Annotated in this window: 24 protein-coding genes; 18 read left to right on the top strand and 6 right to left on the bottom strand. The window is 35.6% G+C overall.

The features are described 5' to 3' along the window. Positions 1–320, top strand: a 320-nt coding sequence (locus CW752_RS09580; RefSeq protein WP_145957853.1) for a TolC family protein, incomplete at its 5' end; no start/stop codon positions are given. Positions 321–517: 197 nt separating this feature from the next. Here the strand turns inward: CW752_RS09580 and CW752_RS09575 are convergent. The 3 genes from CW752_RS09575 to CW752_RS09565 all read right to left on the bottom strand — a co-directional run bounded on the left by CW752_RS09575 (position 518) and on the right by CW752_RS09565 (position 4,859). Further along, positions 518–973 carry a DUF1801 domain-containing protein gene (locus tag CW752_RS09575; RefSeq protein ID WP_101239493.1) on the bottom strand — a complete coding sequence of 152 codons (456 nt, stop codon included), beginning with the start codon at positions 971–973 and terminating at the stop codon, positions 518–520. Between the two features lie 50 nt (positions 974–1,023). Next, positions 1,024–2,214: a hypothetical protein gene (locus CW752_RS09570; protein WP_101239492.1), complete on the bottom strand. Its 1,191-nt coding sequence runs from the start codon at positions 2,212–2,214 to the stop codon at positions 1,024–1,026. Between the two features lie 146 nt (positions 2,215–2,360). Then, positions 2,361–4,859, bottom strand: a complete 2,499-nt coding sequence (locus tag CW752_RS09565; RefSeq protein WP_185117605.1) for a GEVED domain-containing protein — start codon at positions 4,857–4,859, stop codon at positions 2,361–2,363. A gap of 225 nt (positions 4,860–5,084) precedes the next feature. Here CW752_RS09565 and CW752_RS09560 point away from each other — a divergent pair, with 225 nt between their 5' ends. The 4 genes from CW752_RS09560 (at position 5,085) to proC (ending at position 8,971) form a co-directional block, all read left to right on the top strand. Continuing rightward, positions 5,085–6,290: a pyridoxal phosphate-dependent aminotransferase gene (locus CW752_RS09560; RefSeq protein ID WP_101239490.1), complete on the top strand. Its 1,206-nt coding sequence runs from the start codon at positions 5,085–5,087 to the stop codon at positions 6,288–6,290. Between the two features lie 13 nt (positions 6,291–6,303). Further along, complete coding sequence (locus tag CW752_RS09555) at positions 6,304–6,789, top strand: hypothetical protein (RefSeq protein ID WP_101239489.1); 486 nt, start codon at positions 6,304–6,306, stop codon at positions 6,787–6,789. Positions 6,790–6,792: 3 nt separating this feature from the next. Then, entirely contained in the window at positions 6,793–7,806 is a 1,014-nt protein-coding gene (murB, locus tag CW752_RS09550; RefSeq protein WP_101239488.1) for a UDP-N-acetylmuramate dehydrogenase, read from the top strand. Positions 7,807–8,167: 361 nt separating this feature from the next. Continuing rightward, positions 8,168–8,971, top strand: coding sequence for a pyrroline-5-carboxylate reductase (gene proC, locus CW752_RS09545; protein WP_101239487.1), 804 nt, complete (start codon positions 8,168–8,170; stop codon positions 8,969–8,971). On the opposite strand, the gene CW752_RS09540 is transcribed toward proC, so the two are convergent. After that, positions 8,952–9,374 carry a VanZ family protein gene (locus CW752_RS09540; protein ID WP_101239486.1) on the bottom strand — a complete coding sequence of 141 codons (423 nt, stop codon included), beginning with the start codon at positions 9,372–9,374 and terminating at the stop codon, positions 8,952–8,954. The genes proC and CW752_RS09540 overlap by 20 nt on opposite strands. 55 nt (positions 9,375–9,429) lie before the next feature. On the opposite strand from CW752_RS09540, the gene lnt reads away from it, so the two are divergent. Beyond that, positions 9,430–11,064 carry an apolipoprotein N-acyltransferase gene (lnt, locus tag CW752_RS09535; RefSeq protein ID WP_101239485.1) on the top strand — a complete coding sequence of 545 codons (1,635 nt, stop codon included), beginning with the start codon at positions 9,430–9,432 and terminating at the stop codon, positions 11,062–11,064. Between the two features lie 212 nt (positions 11,065–11,276). Here lnt and CW752_RS09530 read toward each other — a convergent pair whose 3' ends face one another. Continuing rightward, a complete protein-coding gene (locus tag CW752_RS09530) occupies positions 11,277–12,986 on the bottom strand; it encodes a T9SS type A sorting domain-containing protein (protein WP_228401699.1) in 1,710 nt (569 codons plus the stop codon). Positions 12,987–13,227: 241 nt separating this feature from the next. Between CW752_RS09530 and rpmB the strand changes: the two genes are divergently transcribed. The 6 genes from rpmB to CW752_RS09500 all read left to right on the top strand — a co-directional run bounded on the left by rpmB (position 13,228) and on the right by CW752_RS09500 (position 15,688). After that, entirely contained in the window at positions 13,228–13,467 is a 240-nt protein-coding gene (gene rpmB, locus CW752_RS09525) for a 50S ribosomal protein L28 (protein WP_007841810.1), read from the top strand. A gap of 7 nt (positions 13,468–13,474) precedes the next feature. Continuing rightward, positions 13,475–13,657 (top strand): 50S ribosomal protein L33, encoded by a 183-nt coding sequence (rpmG, locus tag CW752_RS09520; RefSeq protein ID WP_053327078.1) that lies wholly within the window; start codon positions 13,475–13,477, stop codon positions 13,655–13,657. A 19-nt stretch (positions 13,658–13,676) separates the two neighbouring features. Further along, entirely contained in the window at positions 13,677–13,829 is a 153-nt protein-coding gene (locus CW752_RS09515) for a DUF4295 domain-containing protein (protein WP_073175385.1), read from the top strand. A gap of 89 nt (positions 13,830–13,918) precedes the next feature. After that, positions 13,919–14,386, top strand: a complete 468-nt coding sequence (locus CW752_RS09510) for a RidA family protein (RefSeq protein WP_101239484.1) — start codon at positions 13,919–13,921, stop codon at positions 14,384–14,386. Between the two features lie 15 nt (positions 14,387–14,401). Beyond that, on the top strand, positions 14,402–15,355 hold the full coding sequence (gene ftsY, locus CW752_RS09505; RefSeq protein ID WP_002976753.1) for a signal recognition particle-docking protein FtsY: 954 nt from the start codon (positions 14,402–14,404) through the stop codon (positions 15,353–15,355). A 72-nt stretch (positions 15,356–15,427) separates the two neighbouring features. After that, positions 15,428–15,688: a GlsB/YeaQ/YmgE family stress response membrane protein gene (locus CW752_RS09500; protein WP_101239483.1), complete on the top strand. Its 261-nt coding sequence runs from the start codon at positions 15,428–15,430 to the stop codon at positions 15,686–15,688. A 68-nt stretch (positions 15,689–15,756) separates the two neighbouring features. On the opposite strand, the gene sppA is transcribed toward CW752_RS09500, so the two are convergent. Further along, on the bottom strand, positions 15,757–17,511 hold the full coding sequence (gene sppA / locus CW752_RS09495; protein WP_101239482.1) for a signal peptide peptidase SppA: 1,755 nt from the start codon (positions 17,509–17,511) through the stop codon (positions 15,757–15,759). A 20-nt stretch (positions 17,512–17,531) separates the two neighbouring features. On the opposite strand from sppA, the gene folK reads away from it, so the two are divergent. The 6 genes from folK (at position 17,532) to fmt (ending at position 25,480) form a co-directional block, all read left to right on the top strand. Beyond that, positions 17,532–17,948 carry a 2-amino-4-hydroxy-6-hydroxymethyldihydropteridine diphosphokinase gene (gene folK, locus CW752_RS09490; RefSeq protein WP_101239481.1) on the top strand — a complete coding sequence of 139 codons (417 nt, stop codon included), beginning with the start codon at positions 17,532–17,534 and terminating at the stop codon, positions 17,946–17,948. Between the two features lie 17 nt (positions 17,949–17,965). Beyond that, on the top strand, positions 17,966–19,096 hold the full coding sequence (locus CW752_RS09485) for a flagellar motor protein MotB (RefSeq protein ID WP_101239480.1): 1,131 nt from the start codon (positions 17,966–17,968) through the stop codon (positions 19,094–19,096). Between the two features lie 49 nt (positions 19,097–19,145). Beyond that, positions 19,146–20,684, top strand: a complete 1,539-nt coding sequence (locus tag CW752_RS09480; RefSeq protein ID WP_101239479.1) for an OmpA family protein — start codon at positions 19,146–19,148, stop codon at positions 20,682–20,684. Positions 20,685–20,895: 211 nt separating this feature from the next. Then, complete coding sequence (locus CW752_RS09475) at positions 20,896–22,329, top strand: OmpA family protein (RefSeq protein ID WP_101239478.1); 1,434 nt, start codon at positions 20,896–20,898, stop codon at positions 22,327–22,329. 78 nt (positions 22,330–22,407) lie between these two features. Continuing rightward, on the top strand, positions 22,408–24,315 hold the full coding sequence (locus CW752_RS09470) for an ATP-dependent DNA helicase RecQ (RefSeq protein ID WP_101239477.1): 1,908 nt from the start codon (positions 22,408–22,410) through the stop codon (positions 24,313–24,315). 220 nt (positions 24,316–24,535) lie between these two features. Then, positions 24,536–25,480, top strand: a complete 945-nt coding sequence (gene fmt, locus CW752_RS09465; RefSeq protein ID WP_101239476.1) for a methionyl-tRNA formyltransferase — start codon at positions 24,536–24,538, stop codon at positions 25,478–25,480. The last annotated feature ends 32 nt before the right edge of the window (positions 25,481–25,512 follow it).

Raw genomic sequence — 25,512 nt, 5'->3', positions numbered from 1 at the left:
TGGCCCATTCTCAGGCAGAAGTTGAGTACCAACAAATTGAGCAAGGAATACGAGCTGAGGTGATGCAAGCTTATCAACAATATGTAGCTACCCAAAAACAGGTCAAGCAATTCCATAACGGAATGCTTACAGAAGCCAAAAGCATATTGGATGGGATTACATACAGCTACAAAAGAGGAGAAAGTTCCATCCTGGAAGTACTGAATGCACAGCGAACCTATAATGATGTAAGAAAAGATTACTACCAGGCTCTTGCAGATAATGCTGCTGCTTTAGTTGAGCTTGAGCGTAGAGCAGGAATCTGGGATATTGAGTTTTAAAGTAGTGGGAAGAAAGGAAGCTGGAAGAGTGAAGTTTTTTGAAGCCAGGAAACAAATGAAAACCTGATTTATTGCTTTGTTTAGTCTGAAATTCTTTTCCTCAAAAGGCTAATAGTTCTCAATAGTATAAAAAATACTTTCAGCTTCCCTCTTCCTGCAAAATAAAAATACCTGGAATTGTAGAATTCCAGGTATTTTTATTTTTTATAATGAGATTCATAAATACTGATCCAGTCTTCAACCGTCATTTTCTTACTCAATTCAGCGATGAGTTCAAAAGGAATATCTTCAACCTTTTTGAAACGAACACAAGATTTACCCATATCCAGTTTTTTCTTAGAATGTTTGGGATATTCCGTCACAAACCAATCCAGGAGCTCCGGCGTAGAATATAATCCCATATGATACAAGGCTATGAAATTCTTCTGAGAAGCCAGATTAATAAATGGCAATGGTGTATTTACGGCGCAATGATACCCTGCAGGATAGGTTTTCAAAGGAACAGCCCAACCTACCATCCCATAACTTGGATTTTCTTCAAATCCTTTGGGGAGATTGTGATGAATAGTATCAAAAAGTTTTTTAAAACCTTCCTGTCTTTCTTCTGGAATTTTTGAAATATAATCTGCTATGGAAACTGCCGGAATCTGCATCTTTTATTTTTTTAAATACACTTACTGCTATAAAACTACACACTTATATCTTAACTATTTGTATTATAAATAGTTTCTTCTAATTTCTTCAATTCAAGATTAGCATCATAAGATAATTTAATATCAACTAAATGCTCTTGTAATTCATTTAAATATTTTTCTGCTTCCTGATAATTCCTTAAAGCAATATTTAATCTTATCAAATTGAAATAAAGATATTCACCAATTTTCGCATTATAAAGGGCTTTCTTATCCTGATAATTTACTTTTGTTAAAGCATTCTTCCAAGTATCAATTCCTTTCTGCATGTTTTCCATAGCCACCTTATTAGGTGCGTAATCAGATTTTGCCTGAAGCTTTTTCAAATTGGTAGTCACGTAAATATAAGCTTTTTCTAAATCATCATACTCTCCTTTATTCTTTACGCTCGCCAAAGTCACGGTGGAATTTATCGTTTGATAACCAAAGTTTTCATTAATAACATTCTTTGTTCGATCCATCGTTCTCTGTAAAAATATCTTTTCCTGAGCATTCAGATTAATCTCATTAGTCGGAACATTGGCTACTTCCGTAAAGTCAGAGAAATAGGTTTTATCCAATTTTATGGCTCCATTTTGCTTCCCGATAATTCTTGTAGGCTGGTTTGCAAAAGTTTTCCCCTGATTATCCTGAAAATTTGTTCTTTCCATTTCAATAACAATATCGAGGTAATTTCCCCCTTTTGAAAACCCTGTAATACTCATTTGTGAAGCCAGAATTTTGTTGTCAACAATCAAAGCATCCTTCAAATCGGGCTGTTTGTAAACCGGAGTGGAAGGAATATTAAGAACAGGTCTTGGAGGAATTCTCAATACCGGTGGGCCCGTTGTTGCTGCAATTTTTTCAACCGCAGATAATTTACTGTATTCTGCAGACTCCAATTTATACTTTTCCTGAAGCCTTTTCACTTCTGCATCATAATCTTTTAATTTCTCGGCGTGTTCCTGCTTGGCAGCCTCCACACTTCCCTGATAGTTATCTACCAGTTTTTGATGATCTTCTTTTGATTGTTTTAAAACATCCTCTTTTGTAATATTATAGGGAGATTTTACTGTGATGGTATAATTTCTATTCGCAAGATCCGTAGCAAAAATTGGTTCTTTTAAAAGTTGGAAATTAATGATTTCTTTATCAATTCGCTGAGCATGCGAAAATGGAGAATAGAGTATTGGAATTAAAAAAAGTAGTTTTAATTTATTCATAGGTTTTATAGTTTTAAGGCGCAAATGTATAATAATTTACTAAATATTTTATTTGATAACATATAAATTCATAAATATTCCATCTTTTAATAAAAAAGGCAGCTACACAAAATATAGCTACCTTTTGAAATTATTTATCAATACAATTATTTTTTTATTGCTTTTGCAGTAGTTTGGGTTCCGTCTTTGAAATGTACGGTCACTAAATATAATCCTGAATTCAATTCACCTAAATGAAGCTCTGCGGTCGGGTTATCGATTGTTTTCAAGACTCTTCCTGCTACATCTGTAATGATAACAGATTTCATGTCTTTTGTATCTGCAATATTCAAAACATCTTTAAATGGATTAGGATATACGTTAACCTCTTTTTTCTTCAGATTGGTTTCTGATGTTGCCAAAGATGACGCCACCTCAAATATAACATCAATAACCTCCCCCCTCGCCATTGCTGAACAAGCATTGGAAGGTGCTGAAGTATTATAGTCTGCCAAAACTCTCATTCTATAATTCCCTACAGGTGTTCCTACAGGTGCAGTAATAGATCCTGTGGCCGTTGTTGTATAACCGGAAGTAACAAACATTCTTTCTGAAGCTTCAAAAGTTAAATTATTATTCCAGTCTACCCAAACTCCAAATCCACATGTTGGGCCTCCGGCTGTTAAAGATATCGGAGTACTGGTTCCTGCAATATTTGTTATTTTATTAGTGGTAGTTAAATTTTGGTATCCTCCTGTTCCTCCTGAAGCGGATGTATAAGCCATATCTGTAAGAGCTCCTGTTGAACTAAAAGCAGAAATCCATGAAAGCTGATTTGTAGATGAAGGCAGACAATACCCTGTTCTGAATGTAGCTACAAGCTCACTCCAAAGACTTTTATCCGTAGGACTGCATACAGATCTTACCCATACATAATAATTTGAATCAGCAGCTAGTGAACCCAACGGGGCAGAAGTTGTAGCAGAAGTTACAGAATTCGTAGCATTCAGAACAGTACTGGAAGTAGGGGCTGTACTGTTTGTACTATAATATACTTCGTATCCATTTCCAGGAGCTGAAGCAGGAGCCGTCCAATCAATAGTTGCCGAATTCATCGTCGCATTCGATGTTGTAACCGCAGTTGGTTCAAAGCAAGAAGGAATGGCCTGAACCGTAATATTATCAATATAAATGGCACGACTTGTACCTCCCAGGCCATGTTTAAATGCTAATTGCAAATCTGCCCCGGCAGGAATATTAACCGTATATTGAGTATGGGTAGTTGTTAAAGTAATAGGTGAACCAATTGGTGTAAAGGAAGCCGGATCTGCAGGATTTGATAAAGTACCCACCAATAACGTAAATCCATTTGATGCTCCTCTCGCATAAAATCTTACACGTTTAGTACCATCAGAAAGGTTTTGTGTTGGAGGTGAAACCAACATCTGGCTTCCCGTTGTAGCTGTTGAATTAGTCAGATAATAAGCATTAGGTGCTGAAAAACTATTTGAGGAACTTACATATCCATATCCGGCAAATGATGCACTTTCCAGATATGCCCAACAACTTGGAGCATTTGTATTCGTTGATGAACCTACACTTGTAGTATCAAAGTTTTCCGTGTAAGGAACCGTAAAAGTAGAACAAGCCGTTGTAAATGTCCCTGCAAAGGACCAAACACTTTGGCTGGTTGCCGAGCTACAATTAGTTCTTACCCAATAATAATAAGTTGTATTTGAGTTAAGACTTCCTATCGTAGTACTTGTACCCGATATCCCTGAATAAGTGGGAGTCATAGTACTCGCAGGTGTTGTGCTGGAAGTACTGTGATACACATCATAACTTACCGCGCTCGCAGGAGCTGTCCATGAAACTAATGCCGAGTTAGCTGTAATACCAGAAACTGCCTGCAATACAGGAGGTGCACAATCCGAATAGGCATCTGCTGAAAAAGCAAAAATATTCGGTATCCCAACGCCACCCGTTTTAGTTACTGTTACGCTTTGTATTTGCTTTGCCTGGTTAGCAACATCTATTACCAATTCATTTTGATATAATCTTGGATTGATTCCGCTTTCAGATGATGGAACATCGTCTCCGGAAGCTGGAGTTCCATTCGGTTTTTTTATTCTTCCAACCCCTTGAATTGCATAGTTGGAACCTCCATACCAGTCTTGCAGACTGATTCCTGAAAATGTTTGTGAAGTAGTATCTGTAAAGTTTACCACTACATTTACTGTGGAAGTACCACTTCCACTCGTCGCAAGCATATACAACTTAGTCGCTGCTTTTGGTGTGGCAAAGGTTAAAGTCCCAGGATTATTTGTTGTTGCTAACCTCAAAGAATTATTTGCACCCAAATTTCCTAATTGATAGCTCAAACCGGGAGTTGCTGTCACCACAGAATTAATTATCCCATCAACAGGAATACCATATGTAATAGGAGCACTCGTAGATATCAGCTGAAAATCTTTAGCAACAAAAGCATAAGAAACACCATCTACATCATTATTTGTAGAAACTGATGAGGAACCTATTCCGTTTGCAATTACATCAGCCGTATAACCTGAAGCGATCGGCATCGTTTGATAATTCTGGGCCATCATGACAGACGTTGAGAGAAGAGCTATGGCAGGCAAAGCTCTGAAAAATAAATTTATTATCATATTATTCATATTTGTTTTGAAAATTAAGGAAAATATTAATACAAAAAGAACAATATTAATAAATTATTAACATTTATTTAAAAATAAGACATTATTAATATCCAATATATTACATCCTTTATCTTTAAAAAATACAATACAGCAAGTAAAACAAGCTTCTTCTTACCTCTTAATTTTATTATTGAGAAATTAAATCTTATTTTTGTCATACAAATTTTTTGAACAATGCCGAATATTTCAAACAGAGCACTGCATATGCCGCCATCGCCGGTAAGAAAACTGGTTCCCTTTGCATTACAAGCAAAACAGAAAGGAATAAAAGTATATCATCTTAATATCGGACAGCCTGATATTGAAACTCCGGAAACCGCTTTAAATGCTTTAAAAAACATCGATTTAAAAGTATTAGAATATGCACTTTCTGAAGGTAATATAGAATACAGAAAAGCCCTTACGGATTACTACCATTCATTAGGCTTTTCAGATTTGACACCGGATAACTTCATTGTTACCAATGGAGGTTCTGAAGCACTTAACTTCGCCATTTCTACTTTATGTGATGAAGGTGATGAAGTGATCATTCCCGAGCCATATTATGCCAACTATAATGGTTTCACCAGCACATTCGACGTGAATGTAGTTGCTGTACCATCTACCATTGACACAGGCTTTGCACTTCCTCCTGTTGAAGAATTTGAAAAAAAGATCACGGAAAAAACCAGAGCAATCATTATCTGCAACCCGGGAAATCCAACAGGATACCTATATACTCGTGAAGAGCTTAAAAAATTAGCAGAAATTGCTTTAAAATATGACATCGTAATCATTTCTGACGAAGTATACAGAGAATATGTATACGATGGAAAGCAACAAGTATCAATGCTTGATTTCCCTGAAATTGCTGACAACTGCATCATTATCGATTCAGAATCCAAGCGTTACTCTATGTGTGGAGTAAGAATCGGATGTATGGTTACCCGTTCAAACAAAATCCGTAATGCGGCAATGCTTTTTGCACAGGCAAGATTAAGTCCGGTTCTTTTAGGTCAAATTGCAGCCACTGCAGCACACCAGAATGACGGAGCTTATATCAGAGCAGTAAGAGAAGAATATACGCACAGAAGAAACGTTTTAGTCGATCTTTTAAACGCCATTCCTGGAGTTATCTGTCCTAAACCAAAAGGTGCATTCTATTGTGTAGCGGAACTTCCTGTAGATGATACTGAAAAATTCGCACAATGGTTACTTGAAAAATACTCTCTTAATAACGAAACCATCATGGTAGCCCCTGCCGGTGGATTCTACAGCGATCCTGAATTAGGTAAAAAGCAGGTAAGAATTGCTTACGTTTTGAAAGAAGAAGATTTAAAAAGAAGTGCTGAAATTCTGAAAGAAGCTTTAAAAAAGTACAGAGAAGAATTTAGCCTATAAATAATAATATATAATGCCGACAACAAAAAATATACATCTGAAAATATTGTTTTCGATCCTTTTGCTGTCGGCATTGTTTTCTTGTGACAAAAAAGAAATAACACCGGCTACTGATCATAATAATTCAAGCGAAATAACCTTTATCAGTATATCTCATATTGGGGGTACTTTGGGGGAATACACCATTGTAAAAGTCACAAAAGACGCTGTTGTTGCAGAAAAAGGAGCAACCGCCAATCAAACTCATCAGGAATGGACTTCTCCCATTAGCATTGATACATGGAAGCAGCTCATCTCTTCAATCAACGTGAATGATCTTGAGGACATAAAAAGTTCGCCAAGCCAGCAATCGGTAGACGGAATTGATGAAACTTTTCAGATACGCACTCCCGGTAAGTCCCATATCTATGTTAATTCCTTTGCGGATCCCGCACACTACAAACAACTTCAACAGTTTAAAGAACAATTAGACAAAATTCTTCCAAAAGAATACAAATAAAACATGCAAGAAAATTTTTCCTTAAAACCTTACAATACATTTGGCGTTGATGCCAAAGCTCAATATTTTATCGAAGTTAATGGTATTGAAGAATTAAAAGAAGCCCTTAATTTTTCAAAAAAACATTCCCTTCCACTTCTTTTTTTGGGAGGCGGAAGTAATATTTTGCTTACAAAAGATTTTAATGGTCTTGCCGTTAAACTTAACTTAAAAGGAATTTCTGAAAAAGAAATCAATGAGAATGAAGTGCTTGTAACAGCAAAGGCAGGAGAAAACTGGCATCAATTTGTAATGTATTGCCTCCAAAAAAATTATGGAGGGCTTGAAAACCTTTCTTTAATTCCCGGAAACGTAGGAACATCCCCAATGCAGAATATCGGAGCATACGGGACCGAGATTAAAGATACTTTTGTACACTGCCAGGTATTGGATTTAGAAAATCTTGAACTCAAAATATTCAATCTTGAACAATGTAAATTTGGCTATAGAGATTCTATTTTCAAACAAGAAGGAAAAGGCAGATATGTGATCCTGGATGTTAGTTTTAAATTGACTCAAAAAAATCATCATATCAAAACCGAATATGGAGCCATCAAGTCCGAATTGGAAAATTTGGGAATTGAAAACCCAAGCATTCAGGACGTTTCCAAAGCGGTGATCAACATCAGGCAAAGCAAATTACCGGATCCTCAAAAAATAGGAAATGCCGGTAGCTTCTTCAAAAACCCAACCATTCCTTTAACTCAATTTGAAAATTTAAAACAGCAATTCGAAAACATACAAGGTTACCCTAACGGAGACGTGGTAAAAGTTCCTGCAGGATGGCTGATTGAACAATGCGGGTGGAAAGGAAAACAAATCGGAAACGTTGCCTCTCACAAACTGCAGTCCCTGGTAATTATTAACGCAACAGGAAATGCAACAGGAAAAGAAATTTTTGACTTTTCCACTGAGATCATCAATTCTGTGAAAGAAAAATTTGGAATAGAACTGGAACGGGAAGTGAATATTCTTTAAAAATACAGGCTGATTCAATTTTGAATACAGCCTTTTTCATGCCCGATATTGCCCGGCATAGGATTTTAATGCATAAATTCTCTCAGGCAGATTTTGCAGATAACGCAGATATTATGGAAAAATCTGCGTAATCCCCCTTGATCTGCGAGAAACATTATTTTGAATTGCCACTAATACACGAATTATTTCATTCTTTTATTCGTGGCAATTTATATTATAAAACATTTTTTGAAAATCTCTACATTGACAAAAATCTTCGAACAAAGCTCACAAATACTCGTTCTACAGCAATAAATCCATCACAGATTAATATCTTTTATTCCTATAAATTCTTATTTTAGCTAAAAAATAAAAGCACAATATGAAAATAGCGATTCTGGGTGCCGGCAACATGGGACTTTCTTTTTCAAAATCATTTCTGAAATATGAGCTGATCAAACCTGAAAATTTACATCTGATCATTAGAAGCCAATCTAAAGTAACAAAGATTGCAGAGGAATTTCCTAAATCAAAAATTTCCACATTTGATGATGTAAAAGAACTTGATGCAGATCTGATTATCATTGCTGTAAAGCCACAGGATTTCCAGACTGTAGCTAAGAATATTCAGTTTACATTAAAGGAAAACCAGATGATTTTATCCATCATGGCCGGAATCAATATTGAAAAAATTCAAAAATCGCTACACCACCCTCTTGTGGTAAGAGCCATGCCCAATTCCCCTACCCTTCTCGGAATGGGAATCACCGGATACACTGCTGCTGAGGGCATTTCTTTCAGTCAATTAATTAATATTGAAAGATTACTGAACAGTACCGGAAGATCTGTTTACTTAGAAAATGAAGAACTACTGGACGGAGTCACTGCCCTTTCGGGAAGTGGACCCGCTTATTTCTATTATATTATTGACGCGATGATTAAAGCCGGGGTTGATATGGGGATTGAAGAAAACCTATCCAAACTTTTTGTAAAACAAACAATGCTGGGCGCCTATCATCTGATCAACAACTCTGAAAAAAGTCTTGAAGATCTGATAAAAGATGTTGCTTCTAAAGGCGGAACCACTGAAGCAGCCTTAAAAACATTTGAAGAGAACAGTTTGAAAGAAATTTTACAAAACGGAATCCTTAATGCCGAAAAACGAGCTAAAGAACTAAACAACTAAATCTTTTTTCGATCCATCTGCTAAACAACCAACCTAAATACACCCCAAAAGTATTCAGAATAATATCGTCTAGCTCAAATATTCCCAATCTCGTAAAATATTGAAGAGCTTCCACAATAACAATTGCTGAAATAAAAGCAAAGATTAAAGGTTTTAATTTCCCCAATTTCGGAAAAACCAACCCCAAAAAACCAAAAGGGATAAACATAATAACATTTCCCAGGACAATCATAATAATAGTTTTCCAACTGATTGTATTCTGAATAAATTCAAGTGTTGAAAACACTGGCTCCACCCTGATCAGATGATCCTCATACTGAAATCTGCCCATTCCCAAAAACATGAGATATAAGAGAAATAAAGTATAAGGGATAATTATAATTTTATAAACTTTCTTTAACATCAGTTGCTAATATATTCATTTCAAAAACATTAAATTTGTATGTTAAAATAATTTAATGAAATACGTTTTACTTACACTTATTTCAGCAATGCTGCTGTCGGTTTCATGGCCAACTTATGGAGTTCCGTTTTTTATATTTTTCGCCTTAGTTCCTCTCTTAATGATGGAACATGGAATTTCAAAATTTTCAGACTTTAAAAGAAAAGGCTGGGTGATCTTCGGACTCTCCTATCTTTGTTTCGTCATCTGGAATATTGTGACCACAGGATGGTTATATGGCTCAAAAAATCCGGATGGAAGCCATTCCATTATGGCTGTTTTATTTCCGGTCCTGGTCAACTCTCTTTTATATTCTTTGGTTTTTCAATGTTATCATTGGTACAAAAATGCACAAGGAACCTATTGGGGATTAGCATTCTTTATTGCCATCTGGATGAGTTTTGAAAAATTCCATTTGGGTTGGGAGCTTACCTGGCCATGGTTGAATTTAGGAAACGTATTTTCAGACTATCCGAAATTAATTCAATGGTACGATACCTTAGGAGCAACCGGTGGAAGCTTCTGGATTTTATTGATTAATGTACTATTATTTTATACCATAAGAACTTGGGAAGCTGGCAGAAAGAGAAAGGATTTAATTAAAAATACTGTAATTGTCGCAGGTTTAATTATCCTTCCTATGATTATTTCAATCATCAAATACAACAATTTTGATGAAAAACCAATCGGACAAGTTAATACATTAATGTTACAACCTGATCTGGATCCTTATGCAGAAAAATATTCCAAAGACAGCCTTACCATTGTAAGTGATCTTTTAACCCTCGCCGAAAAAAATTCAACCGGAAAGATTGATTACTATATCGCTCCGGAAACAGCTCTTCCGGGAAGAGGTTCCATTTCTGAAACAGCTTTTGATAAGAGCTTATTACTCAACAATGTCAAAGGATTTTTATCAAAACATCCGGGTGCCGTTTTCGCCACAGGAATTTCATCACATCACCTTTACTTCAATCCATCGGCAATGCCAAAGGAAGCTTACCAAATTAATCAGGGAGTTTGGGTTGCCAGCTACAATACAGCCATTCAACTTGCACCCAATCAAAAAATACAGGTATATCATAAAGGAAAGCTGGTTCCTGGTGTTGAAATTTTCCCCTATATGAATGTATTGAAACCTATTTTAGGAGATGCAATGCTTAACCTGGGAGGAACAGTTGCTTCTTTGGGTACAGATAAAGAAAGAATAGCCTTCTCCAATCCATACAACAAAGGGAAGATGGCTCCGATTATTTGTTATGAAAGTATTTACGGTGAGTTCGTTACAGACTACGTAAAAAAAGGAGCTAATTTTTTAGGTATCATGACCAACGATTCCTGGTGGGGCGTTACAGAAGGACACAAACAGCTTCTATCCTATGCAAAATTAAGAGCTATCGAAACCAGAAGGGAAATTGCAAGAGCTGCCAACAGTGGTATTTCCGCCCACATCAATGCAAAAGGAGAAATTGAAGCCGATACTTTTTATGGCGACCAGACTGCCTTATTTGCCAAAATAAACCTTTATGATACGATGACATTCTATACCAGAGCCGGAGATCTACTTTCAAGATTTTCTATTTTCGCATTAGGGTTTTTATTATTTTATTACCTTATAAAAAAGGCTCAGGCAAAAATGAAGAAAGCATAATGCCTGAACATCAGTCACCGCGATCTCATTATTCTTAAAAATATAATCTGCCTTTACTTTGTCTTCAAATAAAGGCAGATTTTTTTCTTAAACACGGATGACCAATCATCACAAATATCTGCGCAAATCCGCGTCTTCTGTGGGAAATAAAAAAAAAGAAAAGCCAGCTGGACGTCTGGCTTTTCTGATTGATAGAAGATAGAATGATTCAATTACTTAATCGTAAGCTTCTTAGTGGTTATTTCGTTTTTTATCTTCAGTTTTAATACATATATTCCTTTAGGCAAATGAGAGACATCAATAGATTGATCTCTATTTAAAATGATATTCAGCTTCTTTCCATCCATGGCATACACTTCTGCTTCTGAAACTTTTCCCCCTTTAATATACACCTTATCAGAAACCGGATTAGGATAAATAGCAAATTGACTATCAAGATTAACATTCTTCACCCCTAATGTACCTTGTGTGGAAGGTTCTGAATATACTTTTGAAGCATCAATAGACCTTACGCTCCAGAACACGTTTTGAATGGATGGATCAAGATCCAAATACCATGACGGTGTGGTTACGATATACTTGGCAATGTCCGCAGCTCCTTGTGTTGTACCTACTTTGATTTCATATCGTAGTGCACTTACCGGTGTCTTATCATCAGAAGCGCCACTCCATGCAAACTGAAAACGATTTCCGTTTCTGGTCACATTTAAGTCTGTAGGAGGTGTTGGCTTCATATTCACTTCCGTAGAAGAATTTTTAAAAACTTTTGTTAAAGATGGCATTGCAGAGTTCCACCAATCAAATCCACTCAAAATGACATCAAGGTGATGATCGTTGTTAAAATCAAACAATTGAACCATTCCCGGGCCTCCTAAGTTATACAAACCAACAGGAACCCCTTCCACAAACTTCTGTTCTGTATTATCATATACGTATGTTTTTACAAAAGCGTTATAATCTTTATTTCCGGAAATGATAAAATCATAATATCCGTCATTATTCAAATCACCTACACTTACAGATGCATCCGATACATTATGCCCATCCAATACATGAGTCGTCAACATCCCCGTTCCGTCATTCATTAAAACAGCGAGATACCCTTCATCATTTTCATCCTTCCCAATCATAACAATATCCTGAAATCCATCACCATTAAAATCTGCAAAATCTATTTTCCCACTTGTCATGGCTTCAAGATTCTGCATATGAGTAAGTACACCGGCTTTATTTATATATACTTTGGATGTAGGAGCTCCTTGTACGTCTGAACCTATAACAACAAGATCCAGCAGATTATCATTATTCAGATCTACTACTTTAAAACTTCCATTTTGAGTTCCATCTACCCAGTTCTCTGTCATATCAAACCCCGAACCTGTATTTTGATACAAATCCAATGTATTTCTAAAACCTCCTCCATGACCAAATTGAGTTCCATTGATTGCATAATCCGGTTTTCCGTCATGATTAAAATCAAAAACCTCCATCGAACCATAAACTTTTCCCTGAAGTACATCTTCTTTTATAAAACCTGTTCCTGTATTTCTAAAACGATAATGTTTATAATTAACAATATCCATATAACTAAGCCCGGTAGAAATAATATCCATAAGCCCGTCATTATTATAATCTATAAACTTTATATCTCCCAAGTGCGTTGCATCCCAGCCCAAATCAGCATACCCCGTAAACGTTGTTCCGTCATTTTTATAAACCTCATTAAAAGTTCCATCCACGTATCCGTCACCATCAGAATCTATAGCTCCGTTGAATACAATATCCAAGGTTCCATTATTATCTATATCAGCAATGTCAGCAGAGGAATAATAAAAATTATTGATCCCTGTCTGTACTTCAGTGAAACTTTGTGCCGTTAGCCCTAAAGGGATCATAGATAATAAAATGTAGATTCTTTTCATATTATTTTTATTTAGATTAATTAAAAACAAAGATAGAAGATTAATTCAAAACCTTCGCGGAGAGCCTGTATGAAATATATCAGGCCCCATCTATCGCTATATCCCAAGGATTCTGCTATTTTAAAAATCAATATTATTAATCAGCCAGTTATTTGCAAATATTTTCCAAAAGATTTGTCTATCTAAAAAATTCTTCGTTATTTTGCACTCTCAAATATTATACAAATAAGAACATCGAGATATGTCAAGAATTTGCCAAATAACAGGAAAGCGTGCAATGGTTGGTAACAACGTTTCTCACGCTAATAACAAAACGAAGCGTCGTTTTGAAATTAACTTATTAGAGAAGAAGTTTTACCTTCCAGAGCAAGATAAGCACGTAACACTGAAAGTATCAGCTCATGGATTGAGAGTGATTAACAAGATTGGAATCGAAGAAGCTCTAGAAAGAGCTGTAAGAAACGGATTGATTAAAAAGTAATTGAATCATGGCAAAAAAAGGAAACAGAGTTCAAGTAATCCTTGAATGTACAGAGCACAAAGAAAGCGGTATGCCAGGAATGTCTAGATACATTTCTACAAAAAATAAAAAGAACACAACTGAGAGATTAGAACTTAAAAAGTATAATCCTGTTCTTAAGAAATATACTGTTCACAAAGAAATCAAGTAATTTATAAATATAATTTACAATGGCAAAGAAAGTAGTAGCAACCCTACAAAGCGGTCAGTCTAAGAAAATGACTAAAGTTGTGAAAATGATTAAGTCTTCTAAATCAGGAGCTTACGTTTTCGAAGAAAAAGTAATGAATGCTGATGAAGTTGATGGTTATTTAAAAAAATAATCAACACTTTATTTACAATATAAAAAACTACTCATTTTTTGAGTAGTTTTTTTGTTATCTTTGCTCACCAGATTATTAATCAGTAAAATATGAAAAAGATTCTTGCTCTGGTTTGCACAGTATTTTTTCTATTTTCATTCAGTCAGAAAACAATGAATCCAATAGAATATAAAAGTTCACCAAAAGTTTTCAGCATTAAAGGATTATCACAATCAGTAAGTATTGACTGCGGAAATTACAAAATGATTCTTTTATCCGGACAGGTACCTTTAGATGCTGAAGGAAATCTGGTTGGCAATAATGTAGAAGAACAATCACTCCAGATTTTCAAAAATATTGAGAATATTCTGAAAGAATACGGAGGCACAGGAAATGACATTATAAAACTGGGAATCTTTATAACAGATATTTCTCAAACCCCGGATTTTAGAAAGGTCAGGGATTTATATATTAACCTTCAAAACCCGCCTGTGAGCAGTCTCGTAGAAGTAAGCAAACTTTTCAGAAATGATGTGCTTATAGAAATAGAAGCCACAGCTGTTATTAAAAATAAATAAGAATAAACTAAAACTATGAGTTGGTTTAAAAATATTTTCAAAAAGGAAGAAAAAGAAACATTAGACAAAGGATTGGAAAAATCCAGTCAGGGTTTCTTTGAAAAAATGACGAAAGCCGTAGTCGGTAAAAGCAAAGTAGATGATGAAGTACTGGATGATCTGGAAGAAGTATTAATTGCATCTGATGTAGGAGCCTCTACCACTATCAAAATCATAGAAAGAATTGAAGAGCGTGTTGCCAGAGACAAATATGTGGGGGTAAACGAACTGGATAAAATTCTTCGTGAAGAAATTTCCGGGCTATTGCTTGAAAATCCTCACGCTGGAACAGGAAATATCGATACTTCTAAAAAACCGTATGTCATCATGGTTGTAGGAGTAAATGGTGTAGGAAAAACAACCACCATTGGTAAATTAGCCCACCAATTCAAATCAGAAGGAAAAAAAGTGGTACTGGGAGCAGCTGATACTTTTAGAGCAGCCGCTGTTGATCAGCTTACCATCTGGAGCGAAAGAGTGGATGTTCCTATTGTAAAGCAAGGAATGGGATCCGATCCTGCTTCCGTAGCATTTGATACGGTACAGAGTGCAGTAGCACAAAATGCAGATGTTGTCATCATTGATACTGCCGGAAGGTTACACAATAAAATAAACCTGATGAACGAACTTTCTAAAATCAAGAGAGTAATGCAAAAGGTGATTCCTGATGCTCCACACGAGATTTTATTAGTATTGGATGGTTCTACCGGGCAAAACGCATTTGAGCAGGCAAAACAGTTTACAGCAGCTACGGAAGTAAACGCACTAGCTGTAACAAAATTAGACGGAACAGCCAAAGGAGGTGTTGTTATCGGGATTTCCGACCAATTCCAAATTCCTGTAAAATATATTGGTGTAGGCGAAAAAATGCAAGATTTACAACTTTTTAATGGTACGGAATTTGTAGACTCATTCTTCAAGAAAAGATGATTTATATCATGTTTTCCCTTATATTAGTAAACAAATCAATTTTAAATATTAACAATTAAAAAATTTGCAACTATGGGAATTTTAACATGGATCTTATTCGGTCTTATTGCAGGTGCAATCGCTAAAATGATCATGCCCGGCACACAGGGAGGAGGATGGTTGATTACCATTATCCTTGGAATTTTAGGAGCATTTGTAGGAGGAGCTATAGGAGTTTACGTTCTACACTGGGGAGATGTCACTTCATTCTGGAATCCAAAAAGCTGGATTCTCGCCATCGGAGGGGCTTTGATTATCCTTTGGATTTACGGAATGGCCACGAAGAAAAGTTAGCGCTAATAAAAAATAAAATCCCGGATCTGAAATTCAGACCCGGGATTTTTGTGTACAATATAATTTAGTTAGTTTATTTTAATTTGGTAAGGCATTTCCATTTTTACTTCAGACTGTAATTTCTTATCTGTAATCTGTTGTAAAATTTCATAGTTGGATTTTCCTATTTTATTTTTAATAATTCTTGCTGAAACATCCTCTTCGTTCAAGTCTTTGAAAATTTGTTCGAAAGGCGACATTCTCTTAGGATATGAAGCGACATTATAAGATTTCAAACCTGCTTTTTGTGCTGCAAATTTAACCGCATCATTTAGTGTTCCCAACTCATCAACCAAGCCTATTTGTTTAGCACGAGCTCCACTCCATACTCTACCTCCACCTACATTATCAATTTGCTCAAAAGTCTGTTTTCTGTTTTGTGTCACAAAATGTACAAATCTCTTATAAGTACCTTCTACACTTCTGGTCATCATATTAACGCCATAAGGTGTTACTCCATTTAAACCTGAATAATACATCGAGTTGGCATTCGTAGCAACAATATCTGAGCGGATTCCATTTTTATTCGCAATATCTTTATAATAAGGCATCACGCCAAAAACTCCGATAGAACCGGTAAGAGTATTAGGCTCTGAATAAATTTTATCGGCCGCCATAGCAATATAATATCCACCTGAAGCAGCATAGTCTCCAAAAGAAACAACCAAAGGCTTCTTCTTTTTCAATTGTTGTAGTTCAAACAAAATCTCATCTGAAGCATTAGCGCTTCCTCCCGGAGAATTGATCCTAAAGACAACTGCTTTTACCTTGTCATCATCCTGAAGTTGTTTAATATATTTTACATATTTTTCAGAGTTGATATCATTATACCCATCTCCACCATTAATAGATCCGGAAGCATACAGTATGGCTACTTTTTCTCCTGACTTATCTTCATCAGCATAGGAACTTATATAATTGTTTAATGAAATCTTATTCAATTTTTCTTTTTCTTTCAAACTTAATTTCGATTTGATCAAATCTTCATATTCTCCCTTTTGAATAAGTTTATCCGCAAGTCTGTATTTTAATCCTTGTTCAGGGATCATACCATATAAGCTATCCACAATCATTTTAAATTGAGCCGTATCAATCTTTCTTGATGCAGCCATTTTATTAGATGTATTCTTCCAAAGATCATTCAAAAGAGTACTTAATTGTTCCTTATTTTCCGGTGAAATATCATTCCTTAAAAAAGGTTCAACCGCAGATTTAAATTTACCATGACGGATAACTTCAATACCGATTCCATATTTATCAGCAAAATCTTTAAAGAATGTTACCTCTGTAGAAAGCCCCTTTAGTTCTATACCACCTGCAGGGTTAAGATAATATTGATCCGCTACCGATCCTAAATAATATGCGGATTGTGAAACACCATTTCCATAAGCATAAACAAATTTTCCGCTTTTCTTAAAGTCTGCTATAGCATTCCTAAGATCATCAATTTGTGTTAAACCTGCATTTACGTCATCCGTTTCAATACTAATTCCTTTGATATTATCATCTGTTTTAGCCTTATTGATAGCTTCCAGCACATCATATAAAAGAATGCTTTTATTTTGGTTACTGATTCCAAACAGTCCCATTTCTTCTTCAGTAGGACTATCTATGATATGTGTTTTTAAATTAATCGTAAGAACAGAGTTCTTTTTCACCACCACCGACTTATCATTCCCCATAGAGCTGAACACAAGCATCATAATGAAAAAGATGAAAAATAAAGCGCAAAGTATGATTATTGCTACTATATTTGCCAAAACATTTTTAAAGAAACTTCTCATAATTCAATCAATTTTCCAATATGTCGCAACATAAGGTCATTTTGTTACTCGGAAGTAACCTTGGAGATCAAAAAAAAAATTTAGAACTCGCAATCAGTAAAATACGTGATGCGGGGAATGAAATTTCACAAATAAGCGAATTTTTAATATCTGATCCCGTAGAATTTGTCAGTTCCAATATTTTTTGTAATATTGCAACTATAATATTCACGCATCTTTCACCAATTCAGCTGCTTGATAGTATAAAAAAAATTGAGGCTGAAATGGGAAGGGTTAATGATTCAAAAGTATCTGGTGGCTATTGCGACAGAATTATAGATATTGATATTATTAAGTATAATGAATTAAATTTTAAATCAGAAAGATTAGAAATCCCTCATAAAAAACATCTTTTTGAAAGGGATTTTTCCAGAATATTATTAAAAGATTTTATTTAAAACATAAAACATATTGTATGAAATTAGGTTTATTATTATTGGCTACAACCTTGCCAATTGCAGCTTTCGCTCAGAATAGCAATAGCAGCACTACAGTAAACTCTTCTACTGAGTACCCAAATACCTTTTCTTCGGGTTCCGCAAATGTACAACCTTTTGATAACAAAGCCAGACGCTTCAGAGACTGGTCTATTTCTGTTGGAGGAGGTCCTGCATTTATGGTACACTCTGCTCTTACGTCTATTAATAAAGACAAGGTAAATTGGGGATATAATGCTTACGTAAGTATTGACAAGCAGATTACACATACTTTTGGTGTAAGCCTTATGTACATGAGAGGAGAAACAAAACAAACAGGTCAGCTTCCTGGTGTACCGGGACAATTGGCGGGCGTAGCAACTGCTACAACACAGTTTGATCAAGTTTCTTTATTAGGAGATATTAATTTTTCTAATTTATTAAGAAGAGTAGATAATCATTCTCCATACCGTTGGGCTTTCCATGGTTATGGTGGACTCGGGCTTCAAGCGTACAGAACTTCCCTGCATGACAATGATCGAAACAGATGGAGTGATGCTCCAAAAAGAGTTCCATTATTTGTTAAAAAAGAACTTGACTTAGGCTCTGTATTTTATCAATTGGGGTTAGGTGTGAAATATAACGTTTCGCCACTTATTGACATTGAAGCAAGAACCATGTATTTAATCAGTGGTGAGCAATCATTTGATGGAAGTGGATGGAATAATTCAAGTTATGATCCGAAAAATCCTGTAGAATCAGGATACAGATACACTATCCTTAACAACAAAAGATCTTACAACGCTTGGACAGTATCTTTAGGTGCGTCTTTCAAACTAGGAAAACAACTATCTCATTTAGCATGGCATGATCCACTTCAGGAAGCATACTATAAAACAAGCGTTTTAGAAAATGCATCTACTGATCTTGTTGTTTGCGAAAAAGGAGATGCAGACAATGACGGAGTTTGCGACGATTGGGACAGACAGTTAGATACTCCTGCAGGAGCAAGAGTAGACGGAGCTGGTGTCGCTTTAGATATGGACCTTGATGGTGTTATCGACTTATACGATAAGTGTGTAACAGTTCCCGGACCAGTTGAAAACAACGGATGCCCTATCAAAAAATAAAAAAAGTTTAAATCATTTTCAAAAAAAGAAAATCATATAATAATACACGATGAAATTAAGTTTAACAATTGCAGCATTAGCATTGGCAATCCCTACTGCCAGCTATGCACAAGACACAACAGCAGCATCGAGTGGACAATATCCAAATACATTCACTTCTGGCTCTGCTAATGTTTCTCCATTCAATAATCAATCAAAAAGATTTAACGACTGGTCTATTTCAGTGGGTGCCGGAGTTCCTCTTATGCAATCAGCTGATTTAACATCAATCAAGAATGGTAATGGTAAGAACCTTTTTGGATATTCTGCTTATGTAAGTGTTGATAAAGCGATCACTCATGCTTTTGGGATCAATTTACAATATGACAGAGGAGAAACAAGACAAGGATGGTTCAATACTAAAGATGCAGCACCTGATGCAACTGCAGTAGCTGGAAGAACTCAGTACGATGCGATCTCGATCTTAGGAGATATCAATTTCTCAAACCTTTTGAGAAGAGTTGATAACCACTCTCCTTTCAGATGGGCTTTACACGGATATGCTGGTGTGGGAACAATTGCTTACAGAGCATATCAAAAAGATATTACAGGTCAGAGACTAATGACTGAAGTGAAGCCTTTCAAACTTGGATCTATGTTTGCTCAGGCTGGTGCCGGTTTAAAGTTCAAAGTTAACAGAAGAGTTGATATTGAAGGTAGATTAATGTATGTCATCACCGGTGATGATACATTTGATGGTGGAGGTGATCCATATAGCGCTGTCAACAGACGTTCTTCACAAGTTTCTGATAACTTCTTTAACGCTACTTTAGGTCTTTCATTCAAACTAGGAAAACATGACTCTCACTTAATGTGGCATGATCCGCTTCAGGAAATCTATTACAAGCTTGATGTTTTAGCTAATAAGAAGCAAGATATCGAAGTATGTAAAAAAGGAGATGCTGATAACGATGGTGTATGTGACGATTGGGACAGACAACTTGATACTCCTGCAGGAGCAAGAGTGGACGGTGCCGGAGTTGCTCTTGACACAGACTTAGATGGTGTTATTGATCTTTACGATAAGTGTGTAACAGTTCCTGGACCAGTTGAAAACAATGGTTGTCCAGTGAAAAAAGATAATAATCAAACTGCAGTAGAAGTAGAAAAAACATTAAAAGATATTTACTTCAACTTTAATAAAGCTACTATCAGACCTGAATCTAATAGTAAATTAGACTTAGCAGCTTCAATTATCAAAGAGAATGGAGGTAATTATTTACTAACAGGACACACTGATATTAAAGGAAATGCAGCTTACAACCTTAGATTATCTAAAGAAAGAGCAGCTGCCGTAGTAGGTGCATTAGAAAGTAGAGGTGTAAATGAAACTGTACTAAAATCAAGAGGTGTAGGTTCAGCAGAAGCTAAAATTCCTGCTTCAGCTTCAGACGCTGAAAGATTAGCAGACAGAAAAGTAACAGTAAGATTTATAGAAGGTTCTGAATGGAATTCTATCACAAAGAAAGATTATGAAGACGCTCCTGTAAAAAAACCTGCGAAAAAAGCTACCGCTAAAAAAGCTGCGGCTAAGAAAAAGAAAAAATAATTTCTTAATAATATAAAAAACCGAAAAGAATTGTTCTTTTCGGTTTTTTTTTTTCTACTACGAAATATTTTACATACCTTTATATCATTTTAGGGGGAATACGTTCTGGAATTATCTAAACACCATAAACTCCTTTTAAAAAAAATCAACACAAAAATCATATTTAGCAAAAAAAATCATTTAAAATAACTTAACTTAAAAAAATAACACTATGAAATTAAGTTTAGCAATTGTTGCATTAACTTTAGCGATTCCTACTGCGAGTTATGCACAAGACTCAACGGCAGTTTCAAAGGGAGAGTACCCAAATACATTTTCTTCTGGGTCTGCCAATGTTTCCCCATTTACCAATCAATCGAAGAGATTTAATGACTGGTCGATTTCAGCCGGTGCCGGAGTTCCTCTTATGCAATCAGCTGATTTAACGTCTATCAAAAATGGTAATGGTAAAAACCTTTTTGGATACTCTGCTTATGTAAGTATTGATAAAGCAATCACTCATGCTTTTGGTTTAAAATTACAATATGACAGAGGAGAAACAAGACAAGGATGGTTCAATACTAAAGATGCAGCACCTGATGCAACTGCAGTAGGTGGGAGAACTCAGTATGATGCGATCTCGATCTTAGGAGATATCAATTTCTCAAACCTTTTGAGAAGAGTTGACAACCACTCTCCTTTCAGATGGGCTTTACACGGATATGCTGGTGTGGGAACACTTGCCTATAGAGCATATCAAAAAGACATTAATGGTCAGAGATTGATGACTGAAGTGAAACCTTTCAAACTTGGATCTATGTTTGCTCAGGCTGGTGCCGGGTTAAAGTATAAAGTTAGCAGAAGAATAGATATTGAAGGTAGATTAATGTATGTCATCACCGGTGATGATACATTTGATGGTGGAGGTGATCCATATAGCGCTATCAACAGACGTTCTTCACAAGTTTCTGATAACTTCTTTAACGCTACTTTAGGGGTATCTCTAAAATTAGGAAAACACGAATCTCACTTAATGTGGCATGATCCGCTTCAGGAAATCTACTACAAGCTTGATGTTTTAGCAAATAAAAACCAAGATATCGAAGTATGTAAAAAAGGAGATGCTGATAACGATGGTGTATGCGACGATTGGGACAGACAACTTGACACTCCTGCAGGAGCAAGAGTGGACGGTGCCGGAGTTGCTCTTGACACAGACTTAGATGGTGTTATTGACCTTTACGATAAGTGTGTAACAGTTCCTGGACCAGTTGAGAACAATGGTTGTCCTACAACAACAGGACCTGTAATAGAAACAGAAACTAAGCTAGAAGGAATTGAGTTTGATTTAAATTCTGACAGAATTTTACCATCAAATACTCCAATCTTAAATAATGCTGTAAACTATATTAATTCTTCAAATGGTTCTTACAATGTAATCGGAGCTACTGATACAAGAGGTACTGATGCTTACAACTTAAAATTATCACAAAGAAGAGCTAATAATGTGAAGAACTACCTAATCAAAAACGGTGTTCAAAATGGTAAGCTAAACGCTGTAGGAAAAGGTAAAAGAGACCTTAAATATCCTGAATGTGAGCCAGCTACTAAATGCCCTGAATGGAAAAACAGAGCAAACAGAAGAGTTTACTTCGAAGCTAAATAATAAACTTATTAATTTATTATATGAAAGTCACGCAATGCGTGACTTTTTTTGTTTTGATACTTTCCTTATTTTTACAGCATGATTTCTCCGCAAGATTTTCAAAAGTTAAAGTATGATACTCTTAAGTATTTCTGGGGCTATACAGTCTTCAGGGATTCTCAGGAAGAAATTATCAATTCAGTTATAACTGAAAAGGATACATTAGTTCTACTCCCAACAGGAGCAGGAAAATCTTTATGTTATCAGCTTCCTGCTTTATTAAAAGAAGGAACCTGCCTTGTTATTTCTCCTTTGCTTGCTTTGATGAAAGATCAGGTGAATCAACTTAAGTTTCGTGGCATAGAAGCAGAATACCTGTCTTCAGAATTGGATGAGTATGATGCAGAGGCTATTTATGGCCGTTGCAAGGAAGGGCTTACGAAACTATTATATATATCTCCTGAACGACTCACTAATACACAGTTTCTTCAAAATATTCAAGATATTCAACTCTCTTTTATTGCAGTTGATGAAGCTCACTGTATTTCAGAATGGGGACAGGATTTCCGCCCAAGTTATCAAAACATAAAAGACTTCAGAAAAAATAATCCTGAAATTCCTTGTTTAGCATTAACGGCAACAGCAACTCCAAAGGTTCTGGAAGAAATCAAAATAAAACTAGAACTTAGGAAACCTTCAGTATTTCAAAAAAGTTTTAAAAGAGACAATATTAAAATCTTTACGGAAGAAGTTTCAGATAAATTCCAACGTGTTTTTGATATACTAAAATACACCAACGACTCAGGGATTGTATACGTAAGAACCAGAAAAGAAGCAGAACTACTTGCCGAGTTTTTGAAAAAAAATCAGCTGAAAAATGTGGATTACTTTCATGCCGGATTGACGACAAAAGAAAAAAATACGAGACAAAACATTTGGAATAGCAGTGATAATCATGTTCTGATTTCCACAAATGCTTTTGGGATGGGAATTGATAAAGATAATGTTCGCTTTGTTCTTCACTACTCTCCTGCTGCATCTTTGGAAAACTATTATCAGGAAATCGGAAGATCAGGAAGAGACGGAAAGGACAGCTTTGCCTTTATGCTCTGGAATAAACAAGAACTTTTAAATTTCGACCAGATCTTAAAAAATCAGATCCCTAATAAAGCTGAATTCTTAAAAATCATCAATTATCTCTATTCTATTTTTCAAGTTGCTGAATTTGAACTTCCTGAAAAAACATTTCAATTAAATACATTAGGAATACAGAACTTCACAAAATTGTCTAAGGCAAAAATCAATAATGTTCTTAATTTCCTTCACAATCAGGAAATCATTTACTACAATGATAATAAAAGCCTGTCTTCTCTGGAACTTTTAATAAAACCCGATGAAATAGATCAGTTACCACGAAAAGACGCTCATTTTATAGAGCTTCTTCTGCGCAGCGTATCCGGAATTACCACTCACAAAGTCATGTTTAGTGAACAACAGGTAAGCAATAAAATGGAGGTAAGTATTCCATTGATTAAGGAGCGTTTAAAGGAACTTCAACAAAAAAAATATCTGGAATATATTGATGGTGCATTATCAAGCATTAAATTCTTAAAACCTCGTGACGAAAGAGCCATTAATAATGCTTACTGGAAACTTTTTGAACATATCCAAAGAAACAAAATTCAAAAATGGGAGGAGATGAAATTTTATGCAGAAAATAATGACTACTGCAAAATGAAACTTATCCTGGCTTATTTTGGAGAGAAAAACTCGAAAAATTGTGGCCAATGTTCTGTTTGTGAAAAAAATAAACAATCTATTTTTGGAAAAAATATTTCTCAACAGATCATTAATTTATTAGCTAAAAAGCCTTCTACAATTGAAGAACTTTCCGTACAATTAAGTTATCATTCAAAAGAAAATATTTTAGAAAATCTAATCTTTCTTCTCGACTCCGGAAAAGTAAGAATGGTTAACTTCAGGACATATGCCTTGAATAATGAGTGATGAATGATGGATGATGAGGCAATGTGTCATCATTACTTAATTTGGATCTAAAGTATTTTTCAATTCTTATTTCCTCAAACACCTCCACACACTAACTCTCTCACTCTCCAACTCTCCAACTCTCCCACCCTCAAACTCTCCCACCCTCAAACTCTCAAACCCTCACACTCTCACACTCCGACACACAAGAACTCTCGAGCCAAAAACTTATCTTTGCATTATGAAATCATTGAAAGTCGTTTTTTTAGGTACTCCTGAGTTTGCAAAAACTTCTTTGGAGGCTATTCATCAATCTCATCATGAAGTAGTGGGTGTAGTAACAGTTGCAGACAAAGCTAGCGGACGGGGACAAAAGATCCACCAATCACCGGTAAAAGTATATGCTTCGGAACATCATATTCCTGTTTTTCAACCGGAAAAATTAAGGAATCCGGAATTTTTAGAAGAGCTTAGGAAGTTAGATGCCGATGTTTTCGTAGTAGTAGCATTCAGAATGATGCCTAAAATTCTTTTTGAAATGCCTAAAATGGGAACATTCAATCTTCATGCATCTTTATTGCCGGACTACAGAGGAGCTGCTCCTATCAACTATGCCGTAATCAACGGAGAAGAAAGAACCGGAGCAACAACTTTCTTCATTAATGAAAAGATTGACGAAGGAAATATCCTTCTTCAGGAAGAACTGGAAATTTTACCTGACGAAAACGCAGGAAGCCTTCATGACAGACTTATGGTAATGGGTTCAAAATTAGTAGTAAAAACATTAGATGGCCTCGCTGAAAATGCCATTGAAGAGAAACCCCAGCCTCAAGTGGAACATCCTAAAAACGCTTATAAAATTTTTAAAGAAGATACCCGAATTAATTGGGAAGCTCCTTCAAAAACAATCCATCAATTTATCTTAGGAATGTCACCTTATCCTGCTGCCTTTACCATATTAAAAATCGCGGAGGAAGAAAAAGGATTAAAAATATTCGGAGGGAAATTTGAGATTTCAAACCATGAAAAACCTGCCGGAACCTTAGATATTTCGAAAAACGAGTTTAAAATTTATACTGAAGACGGAGTTTATTTTCCACAGGAGCTTCAACTGGAAGGTAAAAAAAGAATGACTGTGAAAGATTTTCTGAATGGCTTCAGAAATTTTGACGAGATATCACTTTAAGAAAATTTCAATCGCAAAAGTCACAAAAGTTA

Origin of the sequence: Chryseobacterium sp. PMSZPI (assembly GCF_002835665.1) — a bacterium.
GTDB lineage: Bacteria > Bacteroidota > Bacteroidia > Flavobacteriales > Weeksellaceae > Chryseobacterium.
The sequence above is the reverse complement of the archived record's forward strand: the minus strand, read 5'-3'. Positions and strand labels throughout refer to the sequence as shown.

Coding starts and splice junctions, on each gene's coding strand:
- CW752_RS09575 (WP_101239493.1), bottom strand. CDS start 973: ATGCAGATTCCGGCAGTTTCCATAGCAGATTATATTTCAAAAATTCCA.
- CW752_RS09570 (WP_101239492.1), bottom strand. CDS start 2,214: ATGAATAAATTAAAACTACTTTTTTTAATTCCAATACTCTATTCTCCA.
- CW752_RS09565 (WP_185117605.1), bottom strand. CDS start 4,859: ATGATAATAAATTTATTTTTCAGAGCTTTGCCTGCCATAGCTCTTCTC.
- CW752_RS09560 (WP_101239490.1), top strand. CDS start 5,085: ATGCCGAATATTTCAAACAGAGCACTGCATATGCCGCCATCGCCGGTA.
- CW752_RS09555 (WP_101239489.1), top strand. CDS start 6,304: ATGCCGACAACAAAAAATATACATCTGAAAATATTGTTTTCGATCCTT.
- murB (WP_101239488.1), top strand. CDS start 6,793: ATGCAAGAAAATTTTTCCTTAAAACCTTACAATACATTTGGCGTTGAT.
- proC (WP_101239487.1), top strand. CDS start 8,168: ATGAAAATAGCGATTCTGGGTGCCGGCAACATGGGACTTTCTTTTTCA.
- CW752_RS09540 (WP_101239486.1), bottom strand. CDS start 9,374: ATGTTAAAGAAAGTTTATAAAATTATAATTATCCCTTATACTTTATTT.
- lnt (WP_101239485.1), top strand. CDS start 9,430: ATGAAATACGTTTTACTTACACTTATTTCAGCAATGCTGCTGTCGGTT.
- CW752_RS09530 (WP_228401699.1), bottom strand. CDS start 12,986: ATGAAAAGAATCTACATTTTATTATCTATGATCCCTTTAGGGCTAACG.
- rpmB (WP_007841810.1), top strand. CDS start 13,228: ATGTCAAGAATTTGCCAAATAACAGGAAAGCGTGCAATGGTTGGTAAC.
- rpmG (WP_053327078.1), top strand. CDS start 13,475: ATGGCAAAAAAAGGAAACAGAGTTCAAGTAATCCTTGAATGTACAGAG.
- CW752_RS09515 (WP_073175385.1), top strand. CDS start 13,677: ATGGCAAAGAAAGTAGTAGCAACCCTACAAAGCGGTCAGTCTAAGAAA.
- CW752_RS09510 (WP_101239484.1), top strand. CDS start 13,919: ATGAAAAAGATTCTTGCTCTGGTTTGCACAGTATTTTTTCTATTTTCA.
- ftsY (WP_002976753.1), top strand. CDS start 14,402: ATGAGTTGGTTTAAAAATATTTTCAAAAAGGAAGAAAAAGAAACATTA.
- CW752_RS09500 (WP_101239483.1), top strand. CDS start 15,428: ATGGGAATTTTAACATGGATCTTATTCGGTCTTATTGCAGGTGCAATC.
- sppA (WP_101239482.1), bottom strand. CDS start 17,511: ATGAGAAGTTTCTTTAAAAATGTTTTGGCAAATATAGTAGCAATAATC.
- folK (WP_101239481.1), top strand. CDS start 17,532: ATGTCGCAACATAAGGTCATTTTGTTACTCGGAAGTAACCTTGGAGAT.
- CW752_RS09485 (WP_101239480.1), top strand. CDS start 17,966: ATGAAATTAGGTTTATTATTATTGGCTACAACCTTGCCAATTGCAGCT.
- CW752_RS09480 (WP_101239479.1), top strand. CDS start 19,146: ATGAAATTAAGTTTAACAATTGCAGCATTAGCATTGGCAATCCCTACT.
- CW752_RS09475 (WP_101239478.1), top strand. CDS start 20,896: ATGAAATTAAGTTTAGCAATTGTTGCATTAACTTTAGCGATTCCTACT.
- CW752_RS09470 (WP_101239477.1), top strand. CDS start 22,408: ATGATTTCTCCGCAAGATTTTCAAAAGTTAAAGTATGATACTCTTAAG.
- fmt (WP_101239476.1), top strand. CDS start 24,536: ATGAAATCATTGAAAGTCGTTTTTTTAGGTACTCCTGAGTTTGCAAAA.